Source organism: uncultured Sphingomonas sp. (assembly GCF_964244235.1).
GTDB lineage: Bacteria > Pseudomonadota > Alphaproteobacteria > Sphingomonadales > Sphingomonadaceae > Sphingomonas.
Genome location: NZ_CAXTII010000023.1, coordinates 13,644 through 33,792 on the forward strand (window position 1 = coordinate 13,644; position 20,149 = coordinate 33,792).

The following is a 20,149-nucleotide window of genomic DNA, read 5'->3' on the forward strand; positions in this document are numbered from 1 at the left end:
GAAGCCTGCGCCCCTAGCGGTCGCGTGGCCGCGGCGTCAAGGACGTAGCGTCAGGATGGGCCGTCAGGATTGGCGGAAGCGGCCGTCGATCGACAGCCGGTACGCGCCGCCCTGTTCGGCGAACCCCGCCCCCGTCAGCCGCGCCACCGCGGCCGGGTCGCCGGGGCGGAGCGACAGGTCGGCATGATAGCTGCCAGCACCCGTGATCCGGATCGTGATCCCCTCCGTCCCCGCCTGGCTGACGAGCGGCACGAGCAGCGATCCGCCGTCGCAGCGCGCGGGGCCGGACAAGGTCGCGGGCAGCGCGATACCGGCGATCCCCCCGCTTGCCAGCGTCGCGGTGACCCGGCCGTCCGCACTTTCGCATTGGCCGTCGCGGAAGCGGACGCTGACCGTATCGAGATCGATCGCGCTGACGGGTACGGGCGCGAACAGCGAGCCGGTCGGAACATGCGCGGTCATCGAATCCACCGCGACGCCGTGACGGCTAAGGCTCGCCGCGCCGTGAATCGCTTGGGCGGGATCGCGTCCGTCCAGCGCGATCCGCGCCCGCCCCAGCAACAGTGCGAAGGGCGAGACGGCAGCGTCCATGTCGCCAAGCGCAAGGCCGCCGAAGCGGACATCGGTCAGTCGCCCGTCCCACACGCTGCCGCTCGCCGTTCGCACGACCAGCCCGTCATCGTCCGCACCGATCCAGCCGAGCGCGGCGCGCATCGGCAGCAGTGCGAGCAGCATGACGACGAGCATCGCGCCGAACAGCGCCGCCGGGCGGGTGGCAAGCCGGATTCGCATCAGCTGCCCCGTGCCCTCAACGTGACCGTCACGCCAAGCGTCCGGTCGCCATTGTTCGTCAGCGATGCCGATCCCACGAGCACGCCCGACGCCTCGAGCTGTGCCAACCATGCGGCGAGCGCCGCCGGGCGCGCCGACTGGATACCGATCTTTACCGCGTCGGGTCCGGCAGGATCGAGGCTTGCGAGCGTGAAACCCGCCTGCTCGGCCGCAGCGCGGACCGTGTCCGCGATCGGGCCACTCGCTACTGCACGGCGCCGTGCGATGTCCGCAACCGCATCGACCCGCGCCTCGGTCGACCCAAGCCGCAACACCGCGTCCGCATAGCGTTCCCGTTCGCTTGACAGAGCATCGCCGACAGGCCGGACGACCCCGCCCCAAAGCAGCGCCAGCACCGCGAGCGCGGCGGCAACGAGCAGCAGCCGCTTTTCGCGCAGCGACCGGCCGTCGAACCAGGCGAACAGGGGTCTCATGGCATGCTCACCGTCATCTCGCCCGACACGCGTCCGGCCGCGGACTGGAACACGCCGGAGTCGACCTTGTAGCCAAGCGCCTCGATGGCGCTCTTCACGTCGAGCACGGCGGCCTGACGGTCGGTGGCGAGTGCCACGCGGAGCGTGCCGCCTGCGCCGAAATCGATCGCGGTGATCTCGCTGCCCGGCACGCTCCGCACCGCGGCATAGACTGCGGCGGTCGTCGCGGAAAAGCCCTGACCCGGCCCGCGCAATCGCGCCAATCGTTCGTCGAGCTGACGATCCGCATCGTTCACGCTTTCGCCGCGCGGCAGCCCGGTGCGCGCGAGCGCATCCGCGCGTTCTTCCAGCGCACTCGCCGCGAAGTCGTATTTGGCGATCTTCACCAGATCGATCGCGAGCGTCGCCGCCAGCACGACGAGCGCCATCACCGCCAGCCGCCGGATCAGCGCCCAGTCGGGCGCCCGCCTGCGCCGGCGCGCGAACATCCCCTGTCGCAGGTCGAGCGCGGGGTTGCTGGACCCCGCCGCGATCCCTTGTGCCAACGCATCGCGGTCCAGCACGTCGGGGGCGACGCCACCCGTCACCAGATCGGTCAGCCGCGCCTCGTCCGCGAAGCCGCTGCTGGTGCCGCGCACGACCCCCCGCCCGCCGATCTCGCCGCTGACATAGCCGGCCTCCGGGCGCGGCAGCAGCATCGGCGCGGGGACGATCGCGACCGGGTCGATGCCCTGCTCCGCCAGCGCCTCGAGCCATGCGCGCATCCGGCCCGCACCGACCACGCCGATCGGCCTGTCTGCCCGCCCTTCCTCACCGACCGCGACATGGAGTTCGGTTACCGGACCGGCACTCGCTTCACCGGCGAGAATGCGGGCGGCGGCGGTTGCCTGCGCCGCCGATCGCACCGGGAGTTCGGCCCAGTGCAGCGTCACCGCATCCGCCGGCGCGACCGCGACGGTATCGCCCTGGTCCGCGGGAACACCCTCCCCGCTCTCGACTCGCGCATCGGGGTGGATCCGCATCCAGGACCAGCCGCGATCGTCGCCGGGAAGGAAGAGCAGGGTGGTCACGGATCCTCCCCCCATTGCCGCGATACGAGCCGGACGGGAAGCCTGTTCGCGTCGACCGTTGCGTGTTCGGTCAGCGTGGTCGATGCTTGCGCGACGTCGATCCGCAACGCGAACCACGTCGTCGTCACCGCCGTACGCCCCTGCGCAGCGCCAAGATTACCGATCGACGCGAGCGATGGCTGCTGCCAGAACGCGCCGGTGTCCGAGAAGCCGGTCGGGGGCCGCCGCGACAGGGCCTGCTGCGCTGCACCGATCGGCAGCGTATCGGGGGCCAGCATCGCCAGCAGCGGGGCGCGTTCGGGGGCCAGCGTGTCGATGTTGATCGCGACCGGCCGCGCGAGCGGCAACGCACACACCCAGGGGCTGATCGCGCGGTAGATATCGGGCGTCACCCCGGCCACCGCGCGCAATTCGCTGGTATCTGCCATCAGCGTACCGGCGGTGCGGTAGGGCGTCGCCTGCGCCAGATAGGTGGGATCCTCGGCCCCGCCCGGCTGCACGTCCTGGTCGCTGTCGATCCAGTCCTGCGTGCCCGCCGCGATCTGGTTCGCCGCATTGCCGGGGACGCCGACGAGCTGCATCAGCCGGACGAATTCCAGCCGCGCGGGGGCGTAATCGACATAGACTCCGGGCCCGGTCTGCTGAACCAGCCCGTTGACGTTGAAGCAATTGCCGCCATCGGTCACCCGCGCGGTCGCACTGCCACCGCCGGGCAGCGGCAGGCCGAACGGTCGATCGCTCCAGCCGCCCAGCAACGTCACCTTGTCCCGGTCGAACGCCAGCAGGCTGGTCACGCGTGCCATCGCCATCGTCTCCGCGGCGTTCGCGAACGCGCGCGCCTGCCCGGTCGCGACGGTATTGCCCGTCAGCCGGGTCGCGACCCGCAGTTTCTCCAGCGCGGTGCCCGCCATCACCGCGACGACGGCCACGAGCAACAGCACGGTGAGCAGCGCCGCGCCGCGTTCCGACCGCTCAGGACGCACGGGACGGGCCCGTCGGGGTCGGTGTCGGGGCGGGAGTCGGCATCGGATCATACCCCGTCGACACGAGGAACAGCTGGCGGAACAGCGTGCCGTCGTCGCGCACGATATCGACCGCCATCGCCTGCGGCAGCGGCGGCCCGATCGCACCGGTCCAGCGGCCGGTCCAGGCCCCGGCGTAACGATAGCGCAGCGCGACACTCTTCACCCGCGTCATCATCGCGGCGGGGGCAAGCGGTGCCGCGCCGTCGATCATCGGATAGGCCTGCCGCACCAGTACGTGCCCGTCGAGCCGCCACACGACCTTCTGCGCGGTCGCGCGTGGGACCGCATCGATGTTCGTCCACCCGCCGCGCACGAGCGAAAGCATCGGCGCGACCGCGGAGCCGCCTTCGCCGGCGAAGGCTGGTCGAGGGGTCCCGCGCTCGTCCCTGCTCGGTCGCGCCTGCGCCTGGGCGAGATCGGCACCGAGCGTCGACATGGTGCGATCGGTCGCACCGATATCGTCGAGCTTCGCCCCCGTCGCTGCCTGCGCGCGGATGCTGAACGACAGGATCGCGATACCCGCGAGCGCGATCATGCCGAAGATCAGGAGCGACACCATGACTTCGATGAGGGTGAAACCGGCTTCGTCGTCCCCGATCTTCACGACACCACCCCGGGCCGCACCATCGTCAGCCGCCCGAGCACCTGCCCCCGCGGGTCCGCCACCGACACATCGACCCGCAATATCCCGCCGCCACCCGCCGGAGACACGACGCGCGTCCAGGTCCAGTTGCGGCCGCCGTCCACCATCGCGCCCTGCGTCGGCCCAAGCACCGGCGGCTGCGCGCTCGTCACCGCATCGACCGCGACGCTCTGCGCCACCATCTGCGCAAGGATCGTCCCGTCCAGCGTCGCCGCGCCGCGGATCGTCGCGGATTCGAGCCGGATCAGAGCGAGCGCCGCCAGTCCGAACACCGCGAGCGCGACCATAACCTCTATGAGCGTGAAGCCGTGTTCGGCGTAACGCCTTCGCAAAACGAAGCCGGTGTCGCGATCAGACCGCATCGGCGCGCACGCTGCCATCGGCCCCGATCCGCACCACCGCACCCGCGCCGCGGCGATCGAGGCGGATGTCGGCCGACCGATCCGCCAACCCCGTGGGATCGAACACCACCCGCACCCGTCCGCTCGTCTCGCCGACCGCCGCGCGGGTGCCTTCGGACCAGCGTTCGACCCGCAACGGCTTGTCCGCGATCGCCGACCATTGTCCGCTCTCCCGCCGCTCGAACCCATAGCCCGCGGTCGTCGCCCACAGGCTCACCGGCTTGCCGCCGACGATCGCCTCGTCGTGCGCCGCTCGGGCGCGCGCCGCGAACCGCGTGGCCTCGTCGAGCACGCGCCCATGGGGGTCGGGGATCGCCCACACCACCGCCGCGGACGCCAGCGCGATGATGGTCACGACGACCATCAACTCTACTAGGGTAAAGCCGCGCTGTGGAAACGCGGCCGCCCTATTCCCAGCTGCCGATATCGGCATCGATCCCCTCGCCGCCTTCCTTGCCGTCCGCGCCATAGGTCCAGACATCGGCGTCTCCGTGCTTGCCGGGCGATGCGTAGAGATAGGCGTGATGCCACGGGTCTTCCGGCAATTTGCCCTTCAGATAGCCACCGCGCTGGTACGTCGCGGCCGATACGCCCTCGGGCGGGGTGCTGAGTGCGGCCAGCCCCTGCGCGGTCGTCGGGTAAGCGCCGACCTGCAATTTATAGAGATCGAGCGCGCCCTGGATGTTGGCGATGTCAGCCTTGGCCTTCACCCCCTTCGCCTTGTCGCCCGCGGGCAGGACGTTGATCGCGACGATCGTCGCGAGCAGGCCGATGATGACGATCACGACCATCAGTTCGACCAGCGTGAAGCCGTGTTCGGCGGAACGCCTCACGGGCGTGAAGCCGTGTTCGGCGGAACGCCTCACGGGCGTGAAGCCGTGTTCGCGCTTTCTTTCGTCATGCCGGACTTGATCCGGCATCCATCGTGCCGCGCTATCGACGGCTTCTGGCTTGCGGACCGATAGACCCCGGCACGAGGCCGGGGTGACGGACGGGAAAGGAAACCGCATGAACATCCTCACAAACTCACTGCCCCGCCAGCGTGTTGAGCTGCAGGATCGGCAGCAGGATCGATAGCACGATCGTCGCCACGATACCGCCCATCATGACGATGATCGCCGGTTCCAGCAGCGACAAGGCGGTCGCGGTGAAGCGATCGAATTCGCGCTCCAGATAATCCGCCGCGCGTTCCAGCATCTCGTCCAGCCGTCCTGCCGCCTCGCCGCTTGCAGCCAGATACGTCAGCAGCGGGGGAAAGACGCCCGCGCGACGCATCGCGGCGGACAGGCTGCCGCCGCCGCGGATCGCCTCGACGATCTCGTCCGACGCCAGCCGCAGCCGCCGGTTGTGGATCGTGGAGGCGGTCAGCGTCAGCCCTTCGAGCAGCGGCAGTCGACTCGCGACCATCGTACCGAGCGTCCGCGCCATCCGCGCCGCGTGGAGATCGCGCAGCAGCCGCCCGAGCAACGGGATGCGCAGCAGCCGACCATCGAACGCCAGCCGGATCGCAGGATCCTTCAACAGCCGCCAGCCGCCGAACCCGATCATCGCGATGGCCACGAGCATGACCCACCACCAATGCACCAGCAGGTTCGACACCCCGATCACCATCCGGGTCAGGAACGGCAGCGTCTGGCCGACCGTATCGAACTGTTCGACGACCTGCGGCACGACGAACATCATCAATGCGGTCACCACACCCATCGCGACGATCGCGAGTATCGTCGGATAGGCAAGCGCGGTGATAAGCTTGCCGCGGATCTCCGCCTGACGCTCCAGCAGCACGGCGAGGCGGTCGAGGATCGTCGGCAACGATCCCGAACTCTCGCCCGCCGACACCATCGCGCGGTACAGCGGGGGGAAGCTCCTGGGCTCGCGCGCCATCGCGTCCGCGAGGCGGCGGCCCTCGACGACACCCGCATGGACGACCGCCACGATGTCGCGGACGCTGTCCTGCTCGGTCTGGCGCGTGATCGTCCGCAGGCTTTCCTCGAGCGGGGACACGCGGTTGAGCGTCGCGAGCTGGCGCGTGAAGAGGGTCAGGTTCTTGCCCGACATCTTGGGCTTGCCGAGCTGGAGGCCGAACAGCGGGCGGCTCTTCGCCTGCAGCGGCGCGCCGGGATCGATCCGGACGACGTACAGTTTCTGCCGGTCGAGCCGGTCACGCGCGGCGTCGATGCTAGTCGCGGCGACATGCCCGCGCTTTTCGGCACCGCGGGTGTCGATGGCGATGTAATCGAAGTCAGGCATTCGCCCTGTACTCACCCTTCCCACGGCCTTCGGCCGCGGGCCCCTTCCCTCTCCCAAAGGGAGAGGGAGTTCTCGTCCCTCTCCCTTTGGGAGAGGGAGGGAGGCGCGCAGCGCCGGAAGGGTGAGGGCGACTACGCATCGGCCCCCTCAACCTCAACCGCATCCCGCCGCGAAACCCGCACCGCCTCCTCCGCGGTCGTCGCCCCCGCCAGCACCAGCTCCCGCGCCGCACTCGCCAGCGTCGGCGCATTCCGGAACGCGTGCGCCGCGATCGCCCCCTCGTCGCCGCCCTCGTTCACCAACCGCCGGATGGTCTCGTCGACGCGCACCGCCTCGAACACCCCGATCCGCCCCTTGAAGCCGCTATGCCCGCATTGCTCGCAACCGTTCGCCGCGAAGACGATCGCCTCCGGATCGATTCCCAGCAGCGGCGCGACCGTCTCGCGTGCGGCGACCGGACGGCGGCAATGCGGGCACAGTCGCCGCACCAGCCGCTGCGCGATCACCGCGCGCAGCGTGGAGGCGAGCAGAAACGGCTCCACCTTCATGTCGCGCATTCGCGTGATCGCGCCGACCGCGTCGTTGGTGTGCACCGTGGACAGCACCAGATGCCCGGTCAGCGACGCCTGCACCGCGATCTCCGCGGTCTCGCGGTCGCGGATTTCGCCGATCATCACGACGTCCGGATCCTGGCGCAGGATCGCGCGCAACCCGGCGGCGAAGGTCAGCCCGACCTTTGGATTGACCTGCGTCTGCCCGACCCCGTCGATCGCATATTCGACCGGATCCTCGACGGTCAGGATGTTGCGGCTGCCGTCGTTCAGCAGGCGCAGCGCGGCGTAGAGGCTGGTGGTCTTGCCCGACCCCGTCGGCCCCGTGACCAGCACGATGCCGTTGGGTTCCGCCAGCACCCCCTGCAACAGCGCGTACATCGACGGCGTCAGCCCCAGCGCCTCCAGGTCGATCCCGGCATTGTCCTTGTCGAGGATACGCAGCACCACCCGCTCCCCCGCCCGGCTGGGCAGCGTGGAGACGCGCACGTCGAGCAGCTTGCCCCCCAGCGTCAGCCCCATCCGCCCGTCCTGCGGCACCCGCCGCTCGGCGATGTCGAGCCGCGCCATCACCTTGATCCGGCTGACCACGACGGGAGCGACATGCGCGGGCATCTTCAGCGTTTCGCGCAAGACCCCGTCGATGCGCATCCTGACGACCAGCCCGGTCTCGTACGGCTCGATATGGATGTCCGACACGCCGTTGCGCGCGGCGTCCGCGATGACGCCGTTGATGAGCCGGATCGCGGGCGCGTCGTCCGCGGTATCGAGCAGGTCCTCCGCGGTCGGAATGCCCTCCGCCAGGCTGTCCAGCTCGCCCATCCCGCCCATCGCCATCGCGGTCGCCTGCCCGTCCATGGCGTAGGTGTCCGAGAGCAGCCGGTCGAACGCGGCAGCGTCGACCACACCGATATCGAACGGCCGCCCCAGATGCCGCCGCACCTCGAGCAACGCCTTCGGATCGGCGCCTTCCCTTAGGGCAACAGTCAAATGGCTGTCGACGTCGCTATGCTGCACCACCACGCCGAATTTGCGCGCGAAGGCATAGGGCAGCGTCAGCTGCGGCAGCGGTGCGACATTGTCGATCCCCGCCGCGGTCGCCATCAATTGTCGCCCCGCCGGATGACCTTGGATGACCGCGTCTGCACCGGCACCGCGATGTTGGGATCGGCGATATTGCCTGGCAGCGGCGCGGACGGGATCGGCGGCGCGGCGTTCATGTAATCGCGCACCAGCTGGTCGATCGACGGCTCGACACCCGGCTGCGCATAGCCCTGCAGCTGGCGCAGATAGCCATAGCGTTGCTCGGTCAGGCGGCGGCTGTCGTCGGGGGTTCGCAGGATCGTCGGGCGGATGAAGATCATCAGATTCGTCTTCGTCCGCGACGTCGCCTTGGACCGGAACAGATTGCCGAGCACGGGCAGGTCGCCGAGGACCGGCGTCTTTTCGATCGTCCGCCGCGCGTCGTCGCTCAGCAGTCCGCCGATGACGACGATCGCGCCGTCGTCGACCACGAACGTGTTCTCGATGCCCCGCTTGTTGAGGATCAGTTCCGAGTTCGTCGAGGATACCGGCCCGGCGATCGAGCTGACCTCCTGCCGGACGAACAGCTTGATCGACCCGGAGGAATTGATCTGCGGCTTCACGTCCAGCGTGATGCCGACATTCTCGCGCTGGATCGTCTGGAACGCGTTGTTGAGATTGGCGGAGGACAGCGACAGCGCCTGCCCGGTCGTGACCGGGATTTCCTGCCCGACCAGCAGATGCGCCTGCTGATTGTCCAGCGTGATGAGGTGCGGGGTCTGGAGCAGGTTCGACGCGGTATCGCTCTTCACCGCGTTGACGATCGCGCCCAGGACCGTGCTGCCGATCCTGCCCGCGCCGCCGACGAACCCGCCGCTGGTGCCGAGGATCGAGGTCAGCGCGGACTGCGCGAGCGTATCGCTGATCGTGCTGTTGGTGCTGGTCGTGACGACACTGCCGTTGATCGTCGTGGTCGAGGTGTTCAGTGCGCGCGCGCCGATCGCACCGGCGATCGTCAGCAGGCTGGGCGCGGTGTTGGCATAGCTCGTCGCGGCGAACGCACCGCCACTCAGATTGCCGACCAGGATCTGCGCGCCCAGCTGGCTCGCCGTCGCGTCGGAGACTTCGGCGACGACCGCCTCGACTTCGACCTGCTCGCGCCGCGTATCGAGCTGGTGGATCACGTCCGCCAATTGTCGCTGCACCTCCGCCGGGCCGGCGATCACGATCGCGTTGGCGCCGGCGAAGCGGGTCACGACCGCGGCGCTTCGGCCGCCCTGCGTGCTGATCGCGGCCTGCTGCCCGCCCTGCGCGTTCGCACCGCCGCCGGACGCGGCGGGCTGCGGCTGCTGCACGACCGGTTGCGGCGCGGCCTGGATCGTGCCGCCGTTGATCCCCGAACTGGTACTGGCACCGCTGCTGCCGCTCGCCTGGCTGAAACTGCCGTGCGACAGCGTCGTTTCCTGGATCGAATCGGGCTGCTGTCCGACCAGTTGCTGGAGCACGGGCAGCATCTGCTCCGCGTCCGCATTCTCCAGGAACACGACCTTGATCTGCGTGCCGTTGCGCGCCTTCCGGTCGAGTTCCTGCGCCACGCCCGCCAGCCGCGACACGGTCTGCGGATCGCCGCGCAACAGGACCGAATTCGAGCTTTCGACCGCGGCGACGGTCGCGCCCGGTCCAGCACCCCCGCCAGGTGCGCCCGCCGCGCCGGCGGCACCCGCCCCCTGCCCGATCAGCGCGTTCAGCGCGGTCGCGATCTCGCGCGCGCCGGCATTCTGCAGCGCGACGACACGCGTCGCCGAACGATCGGTATCGATCCGGCCGATCACTTCGCGGATACGACGGATATTGTCCGCGAAATCGACGATCACCAGGCTGTTGCCGGCGCGGTTCGCGGTGACCGATCCTTGCGTGCTCACCAGTGGCCGGATCGTATCGACCGCAGATTGTGCATCGATCGAATGCAATCGCACGATCTCGGTCACGAAGCTGTTCCGGCCGACGCCCGCGGTGCCGACATGGCTCGGCTGCGACGCGGCATTGTCGATCGGCTGGACGCGCAGCGCGCCGTTGCCCGTCGGCACCGCGATCAACCCGTTCGAACGCAGCGTCGACAGGAATATCTCGAAATATTCGGATTTCGACAGCGGATGATCGGTGACGACGGTCACCTTTCCCTGCACCCGGTTGTCGATGATGAAAGTCCGCCCCGTCACCTTCGCCGCATCGGCGATGAACGCGCGGATATCGGCATCGCGGACGTTCAGCGTCGTCTGCGCATGTGCCTGCGCAGCAAGCGCGAGCGCGATCGGCAACATGAGGAGTGGACGAAATCTCATGCTCATTTGGTCGGCGCGATCGTGATGGAGAGGGGCAATGTCGTGCTGCCGCGCTCGACGGTGAGGGGAATCGCGCCGCCACCGGCGAAATCGCGCGCGACGCGGTCGACATCCTGCGGCCCGGTCACCGGGCGGCCGCCGATCGCGGTGACGACATCGCCATCGCGCAAGCCCGCCTGGCGGAACAGCACGCCACTGCCCTGCGACCGGACGACCAGCCCGCTGATCCGGCCGTTGTCGATCCGCGGGCTGAAACCGATATCCTGACGAAGCTGGCTGATCGGCGGCGTGATCGGTGGCGGCGTTGCGGGGCCGGGGGTCGGCACCATCGGCGGCGCGACACCCGATTGATCGATGTAGAGATCCTCGCTCGCGCCGCCGCGGTCGATCGTGACGTGATCGAACGCCACCGTCCTCAACTTCACCCCGGCGGTGATCTCCTCGCCGACCGCAATGCTTTTCTGCAGCTTGTCCGCGCCGGCGATGATCGCCGAGCCCCGGCCGGATGCCTCGTCGATCCGGGTACCGAACAAGGTCAGGTTCAGTGCGGTGGCGCTGGCGGGCTGGCCTGCGCCGCTCAACCGGAAGAACGGATCGAAGCCGGTCAGGATATCGCGCGCCGACCCCGCGACGCTCGGCTGCGCCGGACGCCAGTCGCCAACCGGCCCGACCGGCGTGACCACGACCCACAGCAACCGCGCGACCTGCACCGCCAGCGCGGCGAGCAAAGCCAATTCCAGGATCGAATAGACATTGGCCGTGGGCAATCGCGCCAGCAGGCGACGCGTCCGCGCATTCATCTTCAATCGCATCGGCCGGTCCCTGCCACTCGGCTCCCCATTGCCATGTTCCGGCCCGGCGGCAAAGGCGGGAAACGCGCCGGACGTCGATCGTCCCTGTCGCTTCCCCTCGTCACCGCGGGCTCGACCCAGTGCGACGGATGACGAGCGGTGTGTCGGAACGGCGCCCGCTTCCGATATAAGGCCAGCGCCTCGGAAATTGGTGGGCGCGACAGGGATTGAACCTGTGACCCCACCCGTGTGAAGGGTGTGCTCTACCGCTGAGCTACGCGCCCCGGAGCTCGTGTCGGAGCCGGAAGCGGGCCTTTAGGCGGCGGGGGCCGGACTGTCCAGCCCCGCCCGCCGGCCCCTAATTGACCGAGTCCTTAAGCCCCTTGCCCGCCTTGAACTTGGGCTGGGTCGATGCCTTGATCGTCATCGGCTCGCCGGTCCGCGGATTGCGACCGGTCGATGCCTTGCGCTTCGAGATCGAGAAAGTGCCGAAACCGACGAGACGAACCTCGTCCCCCTTCTTGAGCGACGACGAGATCGCGTCGAACACGGCTTCGACCGCCTTCGACGCATCGCTCTTCGTCAACCCCGACGTGTCCGCTACCGTCACGATCAGCTCCTGCTTGTTCATCCATACCCCCCATTCGACATTGGTGCGAGCCGCCGTTCCGCCAGGAATCGCGCACGCAGAACCTCCAATAAGGCGGTCCCCGCTGCCCGAGTCAAACGAAACCACCACGCGGGACGCAAAGTCCCGCGCGATCGTCTCCACCGCAATCGATCAATGATGGAGTTCGCCGCCGACGGGCAGGATCGGGGCGGGTGGCAGAGCGGCCAGCTCGTCCGCATCCGTCCAGTCGATCGCCGCAAGCGGTTCGGTCAGCGCCAATCGCAGCACCTCGTCGACATGCGCGACCGGAATGATCCGGAGCCCGTCCTTCACATTCTGCGGGATCTCCGCCAGATCCTTCTCGTTCTCCGCCGGGATAAGCACCGTCTCGATGCCCCCCCGAAGCGCGGCGAGCAGCTTCTCCTTCAACCCGCCGATCGGCAACACCCGGCCGCGCAGTGTCACCTCGCCCGTCATCGCGATCTCGCGCCGCACCGGCACGCCGGTCAGCGTCGAGACGATCGACGTCACGATCCCGATCCCCGCCGACGGTCCGTCCTTGGGCACCGCACCTTCGGGCAGATGGATATGGACGTCCTTGCGCTGGAACAGGCTCGGCTTGATCCCGTAGGACGGCGCGCGTGCCTTGACGTAGCTGAAGCCGGTCTCGATCGATTCCTTCATGACGTCGCCCAGCTTGCCCGTGATCTTCGCCGCGCCCTTGCCAGGCACCGTCACGCTTTCGATCGTCAGCAACTCGCCGCCGACCTCGGTCCAGGCGAGTCCCGTCACCGCGCCGATCTGATGCTCGGTCTCGCTCAGCCCGTGGCGATATTTCTGGACGCCCGCGAACTCGGCGAGATTGTCGGGCGTGACCGTCACGCTCGTCGCCTTGCCCTCAAGGATGCGGCGCAGCGCCTTGCGGCACAGCTTGGCGATCTCGCGCTCCAGCGTGCGCACCCCGGCCTCGCGCGTGTAGCGCTGGATCAGCGCACGCAGGCCGTCATGCGTCAGCTCGAATTCGCCTGCCTTCAGCCCATGCGCCTCGATCTGCTTGGCGACCAGATGCCGCTCCGCGATCTCCAGCTTCTCGTCCTCGGTATATCCTTCCAGCCGGATGATCTCCATCCGGTCCAGCAGCGGCTGCGGCAGGTTGAGCGTGTTCGCGGTGCATACGAACATGACGTCGGACAGATCGAGGTCGATCTCCAGATAATGATCCTGGAACTTGCCGTTCTGCTCCGGGTCCAGCACCTCGAGCAGCGCCGACGCCGGATCGCCGCGGAAATCCTGCCCCAGCTTGTCGATCTCGTCGAGCAGAAACAGCGGGTTCGACGCACCGGCCTTTTTCAGGTTGGCCACGATCTTGCCCGGCAGCGAGCCGATATAGGTCCGGCGATGGCCGCGGATCTCCGCCTCGTCGCGAACCCCGCCCAGCGACTGACGGATGAACTCGCGCCCCGTCGCCTTGGCGATGCTCTTGCCAAGCGACGTCTTGCCGACGCCCGGCGGGCCGACGAGGCACAGGATGGGGCCCTTCAGCTTGTTGGTACGCGCCTGGACCGCCAGATATTCGACGATCCGGTCCTTGACCTTCTCCAGCGCGTAATGATCCTCGTCGAGGACGATCTGCGCGGCGGCGATGTCCTTCTTGATCTTCGACTTCTTGCCCCATGGCAGGCCGAGCAGCACGTCGAGGTAATTGCGCACGACGGTCGCCTCGGCGCTCATCGGTGCCATCGTCTTCAGCTTCTTCAGCTCCGCCGTCGCCTTGGTACGCGCTTCCTTGCTGAGCTTGAGCGACGCGATCTTCTGCGCCAGCTCGGCGATCTCGTCGCCGTCGCCCTCGTCGCCCTCGTTCCCCAGCTCGCGCTGGATCGCCTTCAGCTGCTCGTTGAGATAATATTCGCGCTGCGTCTTCTCCATCTGGCGCTTGACGCGGCTCTTGATCTTCTTCTCGACCTGAAGAACGCCCAGTTCGCCTTCCATCAGCGCAAACGCCATCTCCAGCCGCTTGACCGGATCGCCCTCCATGAGCAGCGCCTGCTTCTCGGCGACCTTGACCTGAATGTTCGCGGCGACCGCATCGGCGAGCTTCAGCGCATCGACGATCTCGGACAGCTGTACCGAGGTCTCGGACGACAACTTGCGGTTCAACTTCGCATAATTCTCGAACTGGTCGACAACCGATCGCATCAGCGCGGCGACCTCCGGCCCCTCGATCTCCCGATCGAGCACGGGTTCGATTTCAGCGGTCAGGAAACCGTCCGCTTCCGACAAAACCTCCAGCGTCGCCCGCGCCTTGCCCTCCACGAGCACGCGCACGGTGCCGTCGGGCAGCTTCAGCAATTGCAGCACGGTCGCGGTGACGCCCATCGAATACAGGTCGTCGCGCGCCGGATCGTCGTTCGCCGGGTCGAGCTGCGCGACGAGGAAGATTTCCTTCTCCGCCGCCATCGCCGCCTCAAGCGCGGCGACCGATTTGTCGCGACCGACGAACAGCGGCACGATCATGTGCGGAAAAACGACGATGTCACGAAGGGGCAGGACTGGGTATTGGGTCATGAAAGCTCCGGTCGGCGATTCCGATACGCGGGACTGCCGTTGACCCCGTATATGGGTAGGATTGCGGTTCCATCAATCTCCGTTCCCCGGCGAAGGCCGGGGTCCAGCCCTGAACCAATGGCGATGCGGCAACATCGATCGGCGCGTTCGCGCCGAGCCTGGACCCCGGCCTTCGCCGGGGAACGAGGAAGAGCGATATCGCTGTCCTACACGGCGTTATTCCGGTCCACTCGCCCCATGACCGCCAACCGCCCGTCTCCGTTCCACGCAATGCCGTCGATCCTTCGCGCGGGGCGTTTCCCGCGCTGACGTGGCGTGTGGTTCGTCCACTTCCGATTGCATTTCGTGCGATCGGCGGCAAGCGAATCGAGGCTTTCGTTATGCCAGACTTGTTTCGGTAGGCAGGCAATCGGCGGGTTACGATCGCGGAAACGGGACCTCGTCCCCCCCTCCCGCGCGCGGGAGGGGGGATTGCGGAGACCCTTCGCATCACGCCGACAATCGCCTAGCTTGCCACGATGATCGCCCTCCTTCTCGCTCTCGCCGCCGCCGGCCCGCTCCCCAAAAAAGGCGAACCACCGATCACCGCTCAGACGCAAAAATCAGGCGGTCCGATCGATCCCGACCAGGCGAAGCTCGGCTTCGCCAGCGCGGACCTGTCGTTCGAGGTGCTGCCGGAAACGGAAACGCTGAACGGCGTCGCGACACTGGTGTTCACCGCCAAGGCGCCGCTCACGGTGCTCAAGGTCGATCTCGACCGCAACCTGCCGGTCAGCGCGATCGCGATCGACGGCACCGCGCTTGCCCGAACCGCGTGGAGCAATCCCGAGGGACGGTTGTCCATCACCCTTCCCGCCCCCACCGCCACCGGTCGCACCGTCACCGCGCGCATCACCTATGGCGGCCAGCCGCACGTCGCAGTCAAGGCACCGTGGGATTCGGGGATGGTCTGGGCGAAGACCCCCGACGGCCGCCCCTGGTTCGCGACGACCGCGGAAGGGATTGGCTGCGACCTGTTCTGGCCGTGCCTCGATTTCCCGACCGGCGAGCCGGGCGTCGTCACGCTGCACATCACCGTGCCCAAGGGCCTGAAGGCGCCGTCCAACGGCGTGCTGCTGGGCGTCGATACGCTTGGCGACGGGCGGACGCGGTGGAACTGGCGGGCGAGGCACCCGAACACCTACGCCATCGCGCTCAATGTGGCACCGTACGAGGTCATCAGCGGCACGTACCGAAGCAAGTTCGGGAACAGCATCCCGATGTACTATTGGTATCTGCCCGGCGAGGACGTCAAGGCAAGGGCGTTGTTCGCCGAATTCGCGCCGACGCTCGACTTCTACGAAGCCGTCGTCGGCCCCTACCCGTTCGGCGACGAGAAGGTCGGCGTGGTCGAGACGCCCTACAAGGGCATGGAGCATCAGACGATCAACGGCTACGGCAATGAATATGCCAAGGCACCCGAGGGATTCGACTGGCTGTTCCAGCATGAATTCGGCCATGAATGGTTCGGCAACCAGCTAACCGCCGGCAACTGGGATGATTACTGGCTGCACGAGGGTTACGAGGAATATATGCAGCCGCTCTACGGGCTGTGGCGCGAAGGCGACGCGCGCTACGCCGCGATGATGGACGGGCAGCGTACCCGGATCGAGAACAAGGTTCCGATCGTCCGCGGCCGCGTCATCACCGAGGAGGATGTGTACGAACCCTCGCGCGGAGGCTCGGGGCAGGACATCTATTACAAGGGCGCGTGGATGCTCCACACGCTTCGCTGGCTGATTGGCGACAAGGCGTGGGGCGAGGTGACCCGGCTGGCGGTCTATGGCCGCGTCGATCCGAAGCCAGGCAACTTCACCCCGCGCTACGGATCGACCACGGAGTATGAGCGCTTCGTGCGGCAGGTGACGGGAAGGGATTATCGCTGGTTCTTCGACGTGTATCTGCGCCAGGCGGCATTGCCCGAACTGGAGCAGACCCGGACCGGTACCCGGCTGACGCTTGATTGGGTCGCGCCGGGCGGCACGACCTTCCCGATGCCGGTCGAGGTCAGGGTCGGCGAACGGCTGCAGCGTGTGGCGATGACGGGCGGCCGCGCAATCCTGACGGTCCCCAGAAACGCGCAGGTCGTCGTCGATCCGAACGCGCGCGTCCTTAAGCGGTCGGAGGCGGTGGAGGCCTATCAGGCATGGCAATCGGCGCAGCGAAAGGCACGCAAATGAACGACTTGGTGGCAACGGGGCTCCGGCGATCGGCGGAGATGGCGGCAGTCTTCATGATCGGCGACGGATTGCTCGGGCTGCTCCAGCCCGAACGCCATGTCGATCTGTGGCGGAGCGACATCGGCGCGGTCGATGCATTGGTCCGCCCGTTCGGCGATCGTCCTGGGCGGCGGCGGCTTTATGGACTGCTCCAGATCGCAGGAGGCATCGCGATCGCCGCGGCACAGCGGCCGCGGCGGTGATGTGGCGGAACGACCCCGCCGGCCTGCCTGGAATCGCAGCGTTCGCGATCGGGTTACTGTTCTTTCTCGTCGTCGCGTTGCTGGCGGCCCGGCGGCGTGCGGGTGCCGAGGCCCGCGGCAACGCCACCCGGTCGCGGCGGTCGATGCTCGGTATCGCGGTACAGGCGCTCGGGGTCGTGCTTGCCGGGGCCGGTCGGATCGACGTGACGCTCGACCCGCTTGGAACGACGGCGTGGGCGGAGGCCACGATCGTCGCGCTGCTCATGGCGGGTACCGTCGGGCTGTTCACATGGGCGTCGCGGACGATGGGGCGCAACTGGAGCATCGTCGCACGGACCCGTGACGACCACCGGCTGGTCGCAACCGGCCCGTTCGCGATCATCCGTCATCCGATCTACGTCGCCTTGTTCCTGCTCATGCTCGCGATGGCGATCGCCTATGGCCATGTCAGCCATCTGATCGGTGCCATACCGCTATACGCCATCGGCACCTGGCTGCGGATCGGCGAAGAGGAACGGCTGCTCGGTGCGTTGTTCGGCGGCGCGTATGACGACTATGCGCGCCGCGTCCGGCGGTTCGTGCCGGGGGTGTTCTGAGACGCTACGGCCTGATCCCGTAATGCTCGGCCTGGCTCGCGATCCCCGGCCGGATCGCGACCGCGGCGGCGATGTCCGAGTCGCTGCCGGCCTTGTCGCCGCCGCGCGACCGGACGATCCCGCGCCCGTACAGCGACCAGGCCATTTTCGGGTTGATCGCCAGTGCAGCCTGGAAATCCTTCGTGGCGCGATCGAGGTCGCCGCGCCGCAGATAGGCAAGCCCGCGCGAATCAAAAGTCGCGGCGATGTGCGGGCGCAGCCGCAGCGATTTGTTGCAGTCCGCGATGGCGTCGTCGATCGCGACATTCGCCATCGTCCGCGCCCAGCACCGCGAGTTGAGCGCACCGGGCATACGGCTGTCGTCGGGATGCGCGGCTATCCACTGATCGAGCTGCTCGATCGCCGCCGCCTCCGCCCCGAGCGACGAATACCGGTTCGCGAGCGCGAGCCGGACATCCGCCGGCTTCGCCACCGCCGCGGATATCGCGTCCAGATCCGCCCGTGCGCCGTCGCGATCACGCGCCATGAAGCGGAGCGTGGCGCGCAGCATCAATGCATCGACATGGCCTGGCCGCAGCGTCAGCGCGCGATCGACATCCGCCCGTGCCGCCGGCAACTTGCCGCTGTCGGTCAATACGACCGCACGCTGATAACGATAGTCCGCATTGTCCGGCGCAAGCGTGGTCGCACGATCGAGATCAGCCAGCGCCGCGGCGAAGTCGCGCCGCGACGTCTCGGCCGCGCCGCGACGGGCGAACTCCTCCGCCGTCATCGGTGCTCCCGTCGGCACCGTCGCAGGTGTCGCGCTCGCACTCGCGATCGGCCGGGCTGCGGGCGGTGCGTCGGTGCCGCTTTCCGGCGCGGGCAGCCTGGTCTTCAGATCGAACACGGGTCCGCCATTATAGGTGAAGAACAGCCGGTGCCGGTGATTGTCGACATAGACGCGGTGCGACAGAAAGAAATCCGCGCCGATCAGCATGTCGAACCCGCCATCGCTCATATCGCCGAAGCGCAGGCGGATCTTCTGGATCTTCTCGTCACCGACGGTCAGTTCGTTGAAGGTGCCGATCCAGGTCTGGACGAACTTGCGGCCAAGTCCCCGGCTATAGCCCGCAGGGGTAACCCCGGGACTATTCGGCCGAACGCCCGCCCGCGCCGCCGCGGTGGTCGACAGCAGGGTCTGACCTGCACCAGTGTCGAACGTCGCGTCGATCTTCGTTCCGTTCAGGGTCACCGTGCCCTTGGTATGATTGCGCGCGTCGAGCAGCGGCTGGATCGACAGTTCGGACACCGGCTTGCCCACCTCCGCCCAGTAGGCGAGATCCGCCCGGTCGCAATCATGCGACCGCATCAGCCGGACGACGCCCCCCGCCAGATCATATTCGACATCTGCCAGACCGAGAAAGTTCTGTCCGAGCAAGCCGGCACCGCCGACTTCGCTGCCGGCCACCAGGAATTGCACATTGTGGAAATCATGACCGGCCACCGACAGCGTCTTGACCGTGCCGACCCGCGTGTTCGTCGCCTCGCCGCCGATCCCGCGCAAGTGAAAACCGGCCGGGGCGTCGGACAGATGCAGGCCGAGCTCGGCGGCGGTGCCCGGCGAGATCGTGCTGTAAAAGGCACCGCTGTCGATCGTGAAGCGCGCCTCATGACGATCGACCGTCGCGGTCACCATCGGTTTCAGCCCGACCATGGTGACCGGGAACTCCATGAGCTGGCCGACCGTGCACTTGGTTTCGGCAAGCGCGGGGGCCGACAAGGTCATCGAACCGATTGCCGAGATGATCGTGAGCGCACGCTGCATCCGAATCCTCCGTGCCCTGCCATCCTGCGCTATGTTAGGATAATGAACGACCGGGGAGAAGCGTGGAGGACCGATTGCGGTGCTTTCGGCGTCAAGCGACATCGTTCCGAACGAAAAGGGGCACCGGTCTCCCGACGCCCCCATTTATACCTGAAACACGCCGGCTATGCCGCGTCGCCGGTCTTCTTTTTCTCGGCATAGACACGGATCGGTTCCTTGCGGCCTTCGATCACGTCCTTGTCGATCATCACCTCGTCGACACCGTCCATCCCCGGCAGTTCGAACATCGTGTCCAGCAGAATCGATTCGAGGATCGAGCGAAGCCCGCGCGCACCCGTCTTCCGCTCTATCGCCTTGCGGGCGACCTGCACAAGCGCGTCGTCGGTGAAGTTCAGATCGACCTGCTCCATGTCGAACAGCTTCTGATACTGCTTCACCAGCGCGTTCTTCGGCTCGGACAAAATCTTCACCAGCGCATCGATATCGAGATCCTCAAGCGTCGCGATAACCGGCAGACGCCCGACGAATTCCGGGATCAGCCCGAACTTCAACAAATCCTCGGGTTCGGTCGAACGAAGCAGTTCACCCGTCCGACGCTCTTCGGGGGCAGCAACATAAGCTCCAAAGCCGATCGACTTGCCCTGCAACCGGTCGCCTATGATCTTTTCGAGGCCACTGAACGCACCGCCGCAGATGAACAGGATGTTGGTCGTGTCGACCTGCAGGAACTCCTGCTGCGGATGCTTGCG

At 67.5% G+C, this 20,149-nt stretch carries 19 protein-coding genes and 1 tRNA gene; 3 read left to right on the top strand and 17 right to left on the bottom strand.

What is annotated here, in order from left to right; translation table 11 throughout:
* Nucleotides 1–63: 63 nt before the first annotated feature.
* The 15 genes from gspN to lon form a co-directional block, all read right to left on the bottom strand.
* Nucleotides 64–792 (bottom strand): type II secretion system protein N, encoded by a 729-nt coding sequence (gene gspN, locus ACFE7D_RS06060; RefSeq protein ID WP_375394533.1) that lies wholly within the window; start codon nt 790–792, stop codon nt 64–66.
* On the bottom strand, nt 792–1,265 hold the full coding sequence (gene gspM / locus ACFE7D_RS06065; RefSeq protein WP_375394534.1) for a type II secretion system protein GspM: 474 nt from the start codon (nt 1,263–1,265) through the stop codon (nt 792–794). The genes gspN and gspM overlap by 1 nt, the downstream gene beginning before the upstream one ends.
* Nucleotides 1,262–2,335: a type II secretion system protein GspL gene (gene gspL, locus ACFE7D_RS06070; protein WP_375394535.1), complete on the bottom strand. Its 1,074-nt coding sequence runs from the start codon at nt 2,333–2,335 to the stop codon at nt 1,262–1,264. Before gspL ends, gspM begins: the two co-directional genes overlap by 4 nt.
* The gene (gene gspK / locus ACFE7D_RS06075) at nt 2,332–3,318 is read right to left on the bottom strand and encodes a type II secretion system minor pseudopilin GspK (RefSeq protein WP_375394536.1); all 987 of its coding nucleotides are present in this window, start codon (nt 3,316–3,318) and stop codon (nt 2,332–2,334) included. The genes gspL and gspK overlap by 4 nt, the downstream gene beginning before the upstream one ends.
* The gene (gene gspJ, locus ACFE7D_RS06080) at nt 3,308–3,964 is read right to left on the bottom strand and encodes a type II secretion system minor pseudopilin GspJ (RefSeq protein WP_375394537.1); all 657 of its coding nucleotides are present in this window, start codon (nt 3,962–3,964) and stop codon (nt 3,308–3,310) included. Before gspJ ends, gspK begins: the two co-directional genes overlap by 11 nt.
* Complete coding sequence (gspI, locus tag ACFE7D_RS06085; protein ID WP_375394538.1) at nt 3,961–4,365, bottom strand: type II secretion system minor pseudopilin GspI; 405 nt, start codon at nt 4,363–4,365, stop codon at nt 3,961–3,963. Before gspI ends, gspJ begins: the two co-directional genes overlap by 4 nt.
* On the bottom strand, nt 4,355–4,885 hold the full coding sequence (locus ACFE7D_RS06090) for a GspH/FimT family pseudopilin (protein WP_375394539.1): 531 nt from the start codon (nt 4,883–4,885) through the stop codon (nt 4,355–4,357). The genes gspI and ACFE7D_RS06090 overlap by 11 nt, the downstream gene beginning before the upstream one ends.
* Nucleotides 4,812–5,270, bottom strand: coding sequence for a type II secretion system major pseudopilin GspG (gspG, locus tag ACFE7D_RS06095; RefSeq protein ID WP_375394540.1), 459 nt, complete (start codon nt 5,268–5,270; stop codon nt 4,812–4,814). Before gspG ends, ACFE7D_RS06090 begins: the two co-directional genes overlap by 74 nt.
* Nucleotides 5,271–5,430: 160 nt before the next feature.
* Nucleotides 5,431–6,654, bottom strand: coding sequence for a type II secretion system inner membrane protein GspF (gspF, locus tag ACFE7D_RS06100; protein ID WP_375394541.1), 1,224 nt, complete (start codon nt 6,652–6,654; stop codon nt 5,431–5,433).
* Between the two features lie 131 nt (nt 6,655–6,785).
* Complete coding sequence (gene gspE, locus ACFE7D_RS06105) at nt 6,786–8,309, bottom strand: type II secretion system ATPase GspE (RefSeq protein WP_375394542.1); 1,524 nt, start codon at nt 8,307–8,309, stop codon at nt 6,786–6,788.
* Nucleotides 8,309–10,570, bottom strand: coding sequence for a type II secretion system secretin GspD (gspD, locus tag ACFE7D_RS06110; RefSeq protein ID WP_375394543.1), 2,262 nt, complete (start codon nt 10,568–10,570; stop codon nt 8,309–8,311). The genes gspE and gspD overlap by 1 nt, the downstream gene beginning before the upstream one ends.
* Before the next feature lie 2 nt (nt 10,571–10,572).
* Nucleotides 10,573–11,382: a type II secretion system protein N gene (locus tag ACFE7D_RS06115; RefSeq protein ID WP_375394544.1), complete on the bottom strand. Its 810-nt coding sequence runs from the start codon at nt 11,380–11,382 to the stop codon at nt 10,573–10,575.
* A gap of 188 nt (nt 11,383–11,570) precedes the next feature.
* Nucleotides 11,571–11,645: transfer RNA gene (locus tag ACFE7D_RS06120), tRNA-Val, on the bottom strand.
* A 74-nt stretch (nt 11,646–11,719) separates the two neighbouring features.
* Entirely contained in the window at nt 11,720–11,992 is a 273-nt protein-coding gene (locus tag ACFE7D_RS06125; RefSeq protein ID WP_375394545.1) for an HU family DNA-binding protein, read from the bottom strand.
* A gap of 150 nt (nt 11,993–12,142) precedes the next feature.
* Nucleotides 12,143–14,536, bottom strand: coding sequence for an endopeptidase La (gene lon, locus ACFE7D_RS06130; RefSeq protein WP_375394546.1), 2,394 nt, complete (start codon nt 14,534–14,536; stop codon nt 12,143–12,145).
* 518 nt (nt 14,537–15,054) lie between these two features.
* Between lon and ACFE7D_RS06135 the strand changes: the two genes are divergently transcribed.
* The 3 genes from ACFE7D_RS06135 to ACFE7D_RS06145 are packed head-to-tail and all read left to right on the top strand — an operon-like array spanning nt 15,055 to nt 17,593.
* Entirely contained in the window at nt 15,055–16,755 is a 1,701-nt protein-coding gene (locus ACFE7D_RS06135; protein ID WP_375394547.1) for a M1 family metallopeptidase, read from the top strand.
* Nucleotides 16,752–16,997 (top strand): hypothetical protein, encoded by a 246-nt coding sequence (locus ACFE7D_RS06140; protein WP_375394548.1) that lies wholly within the window; start codon nt 16,752–16,754, stop codon nt 16,995–16,997. Before ACFE7D_RS06135 ends, ACFE7D_RS06140 begins: the two co-directional genes overlap by 4 nt.
* On the top strand, nt 16,997–17,593 hold the full coding sequence (locus ACFE7D_RS06145; RefSeq protein WP_375394549.1) for a methyltransferase family protein: 597 nt from the start codon (nt 16,997–16,999) through the stop codon (nt 17,591–17,593). Before ACFE7D_RS06140 ends, ACFE7D_RS06145 begins: the two co-directional genes overlap by 1 nt.
* A gap of 4 nt (nt 17,594–17,597) precedes the next feature.
* Here ACFE7D_RS06145 and ACFE7D_RS06150 read toward each other — a convergent pair whose 3' ends face one another.
* Nucleotides 17,598–19,400: an aspartyl protease family protein gene (locus ACFE7D_RS06150; RefSeq protein WP_375394550.1), complete on the bottom strand. Its 1,803-nt coding sequence runs from the start codon at nt 19,398–19,400 to the stop codon at nt 17,598–17,600.
* Between the two features lie 164 nt (nt 19,401–19,564).
* A partial coding sequence (locus ACFE7D_RS06155) for an AAA family ATPase (protein WP_375394551.1) occupies nt 19,565–20,149 on the bottom strand: 585 nt, incomplete at its 5' end.

Bases quoted from the DNA above. Each gene is read 5' to 3' on its own strand.
- gspN (WP_375394533.1), bottom strand. From the start codon at position 792: ATGCGAATCCGGCTTGCCACCCGCCCGGCGGCGCTGTTCGGCGCGATG.
- gspM (WP_375394534.1), bottom strand. From the start codon at position 1,265: ATGAGACCCCTGTTCGCCTGGTTCGACGGCCGGTCGCTGCGCGAAAAG.
- gspI (WP_375394538.1), bottom strand. From the start codon at position 4,365: ATGCGGTCTGATCGCGACACCGGCTTCGTTTTGCGAAGGCGTTACGCC.
- ACFE7D_RS06090 (WP_375394539.1), bottom strand. From the start codon at position 4,885: ATGTCTGGACCTATGGCGCGGACGGCAAGGAAGGCGGCGAGGGGATCG.
- gspF (WP_375394541.1), bottom strand. From the start codon at position 6,654: ATGCCTGACTTCGATTACATCGCCATCGACACCCGCGGTGCCGAAAAG.
- gspE (WP_375394542.1), bottom strand. From the start codon at position 8,309: ATGGCGACCGCGGCGGGGATCGACAATGTCGCACCGCTGCCGCAGCTG.
- gspD (WP_375394543.1), bottom strand. From the start codon at position 10,570: ATGAGATTTCGTCCACTCCTCATGTTGCCGATCGCGCTCGCGCTTGCT.
- ACFE7D_RS06115 (WP_375394544.1), bottom strand. From the start codon at position 11,382: ATGCGATTGAAGATGAATGCGCGGACGCGTCGCCTGCTGGCGCGATTG.
- ACFE7D_RS06125 (WP_375394545.1), bottom strand. From the start codon at position 11,992: ATGAACAAGCAGGAGCTGATCGTGACGGTAGCGGACACGTCGGGGTTG.
- lon (WP_375394546.1), bottom strand. From the start codon at position 14,536: ATGACCCAATACCCAGTCCTGCCCCTTCGTGACATCGTCGTTTTTCCG.
- ACFE7D_RS06135 (WP_375394547.1), top strand. From the start codon at position 15,055: ATGATCGCCCTCCTTCTCGCTCTCGCCGCCGCCGGCCCGCTCCCCAAA.
- ACFE7D_RS06140 (WP_375394548.1), top strand. From the start codon at position 16,752: ATGAACGACTTGGTGGCAACGGGGCTCCGGCGATCGGCGGAGATGGCG.
- ACFE7D_RS06145 (WP_375394549.1), top strand. From the start codon at position 16,997: ATGTGGCGGAACGACCCCGCCGGCCTGCCTGGAATCGCAGCGTTCGCG.
- ACFE7D_RS06150 (WP_375394550.1), bottom strand. From the start codon at position 19,400: ATGCAGCGTGCGCTCACGATCATCTCGGCAATCGGTTCGATGACCTTG.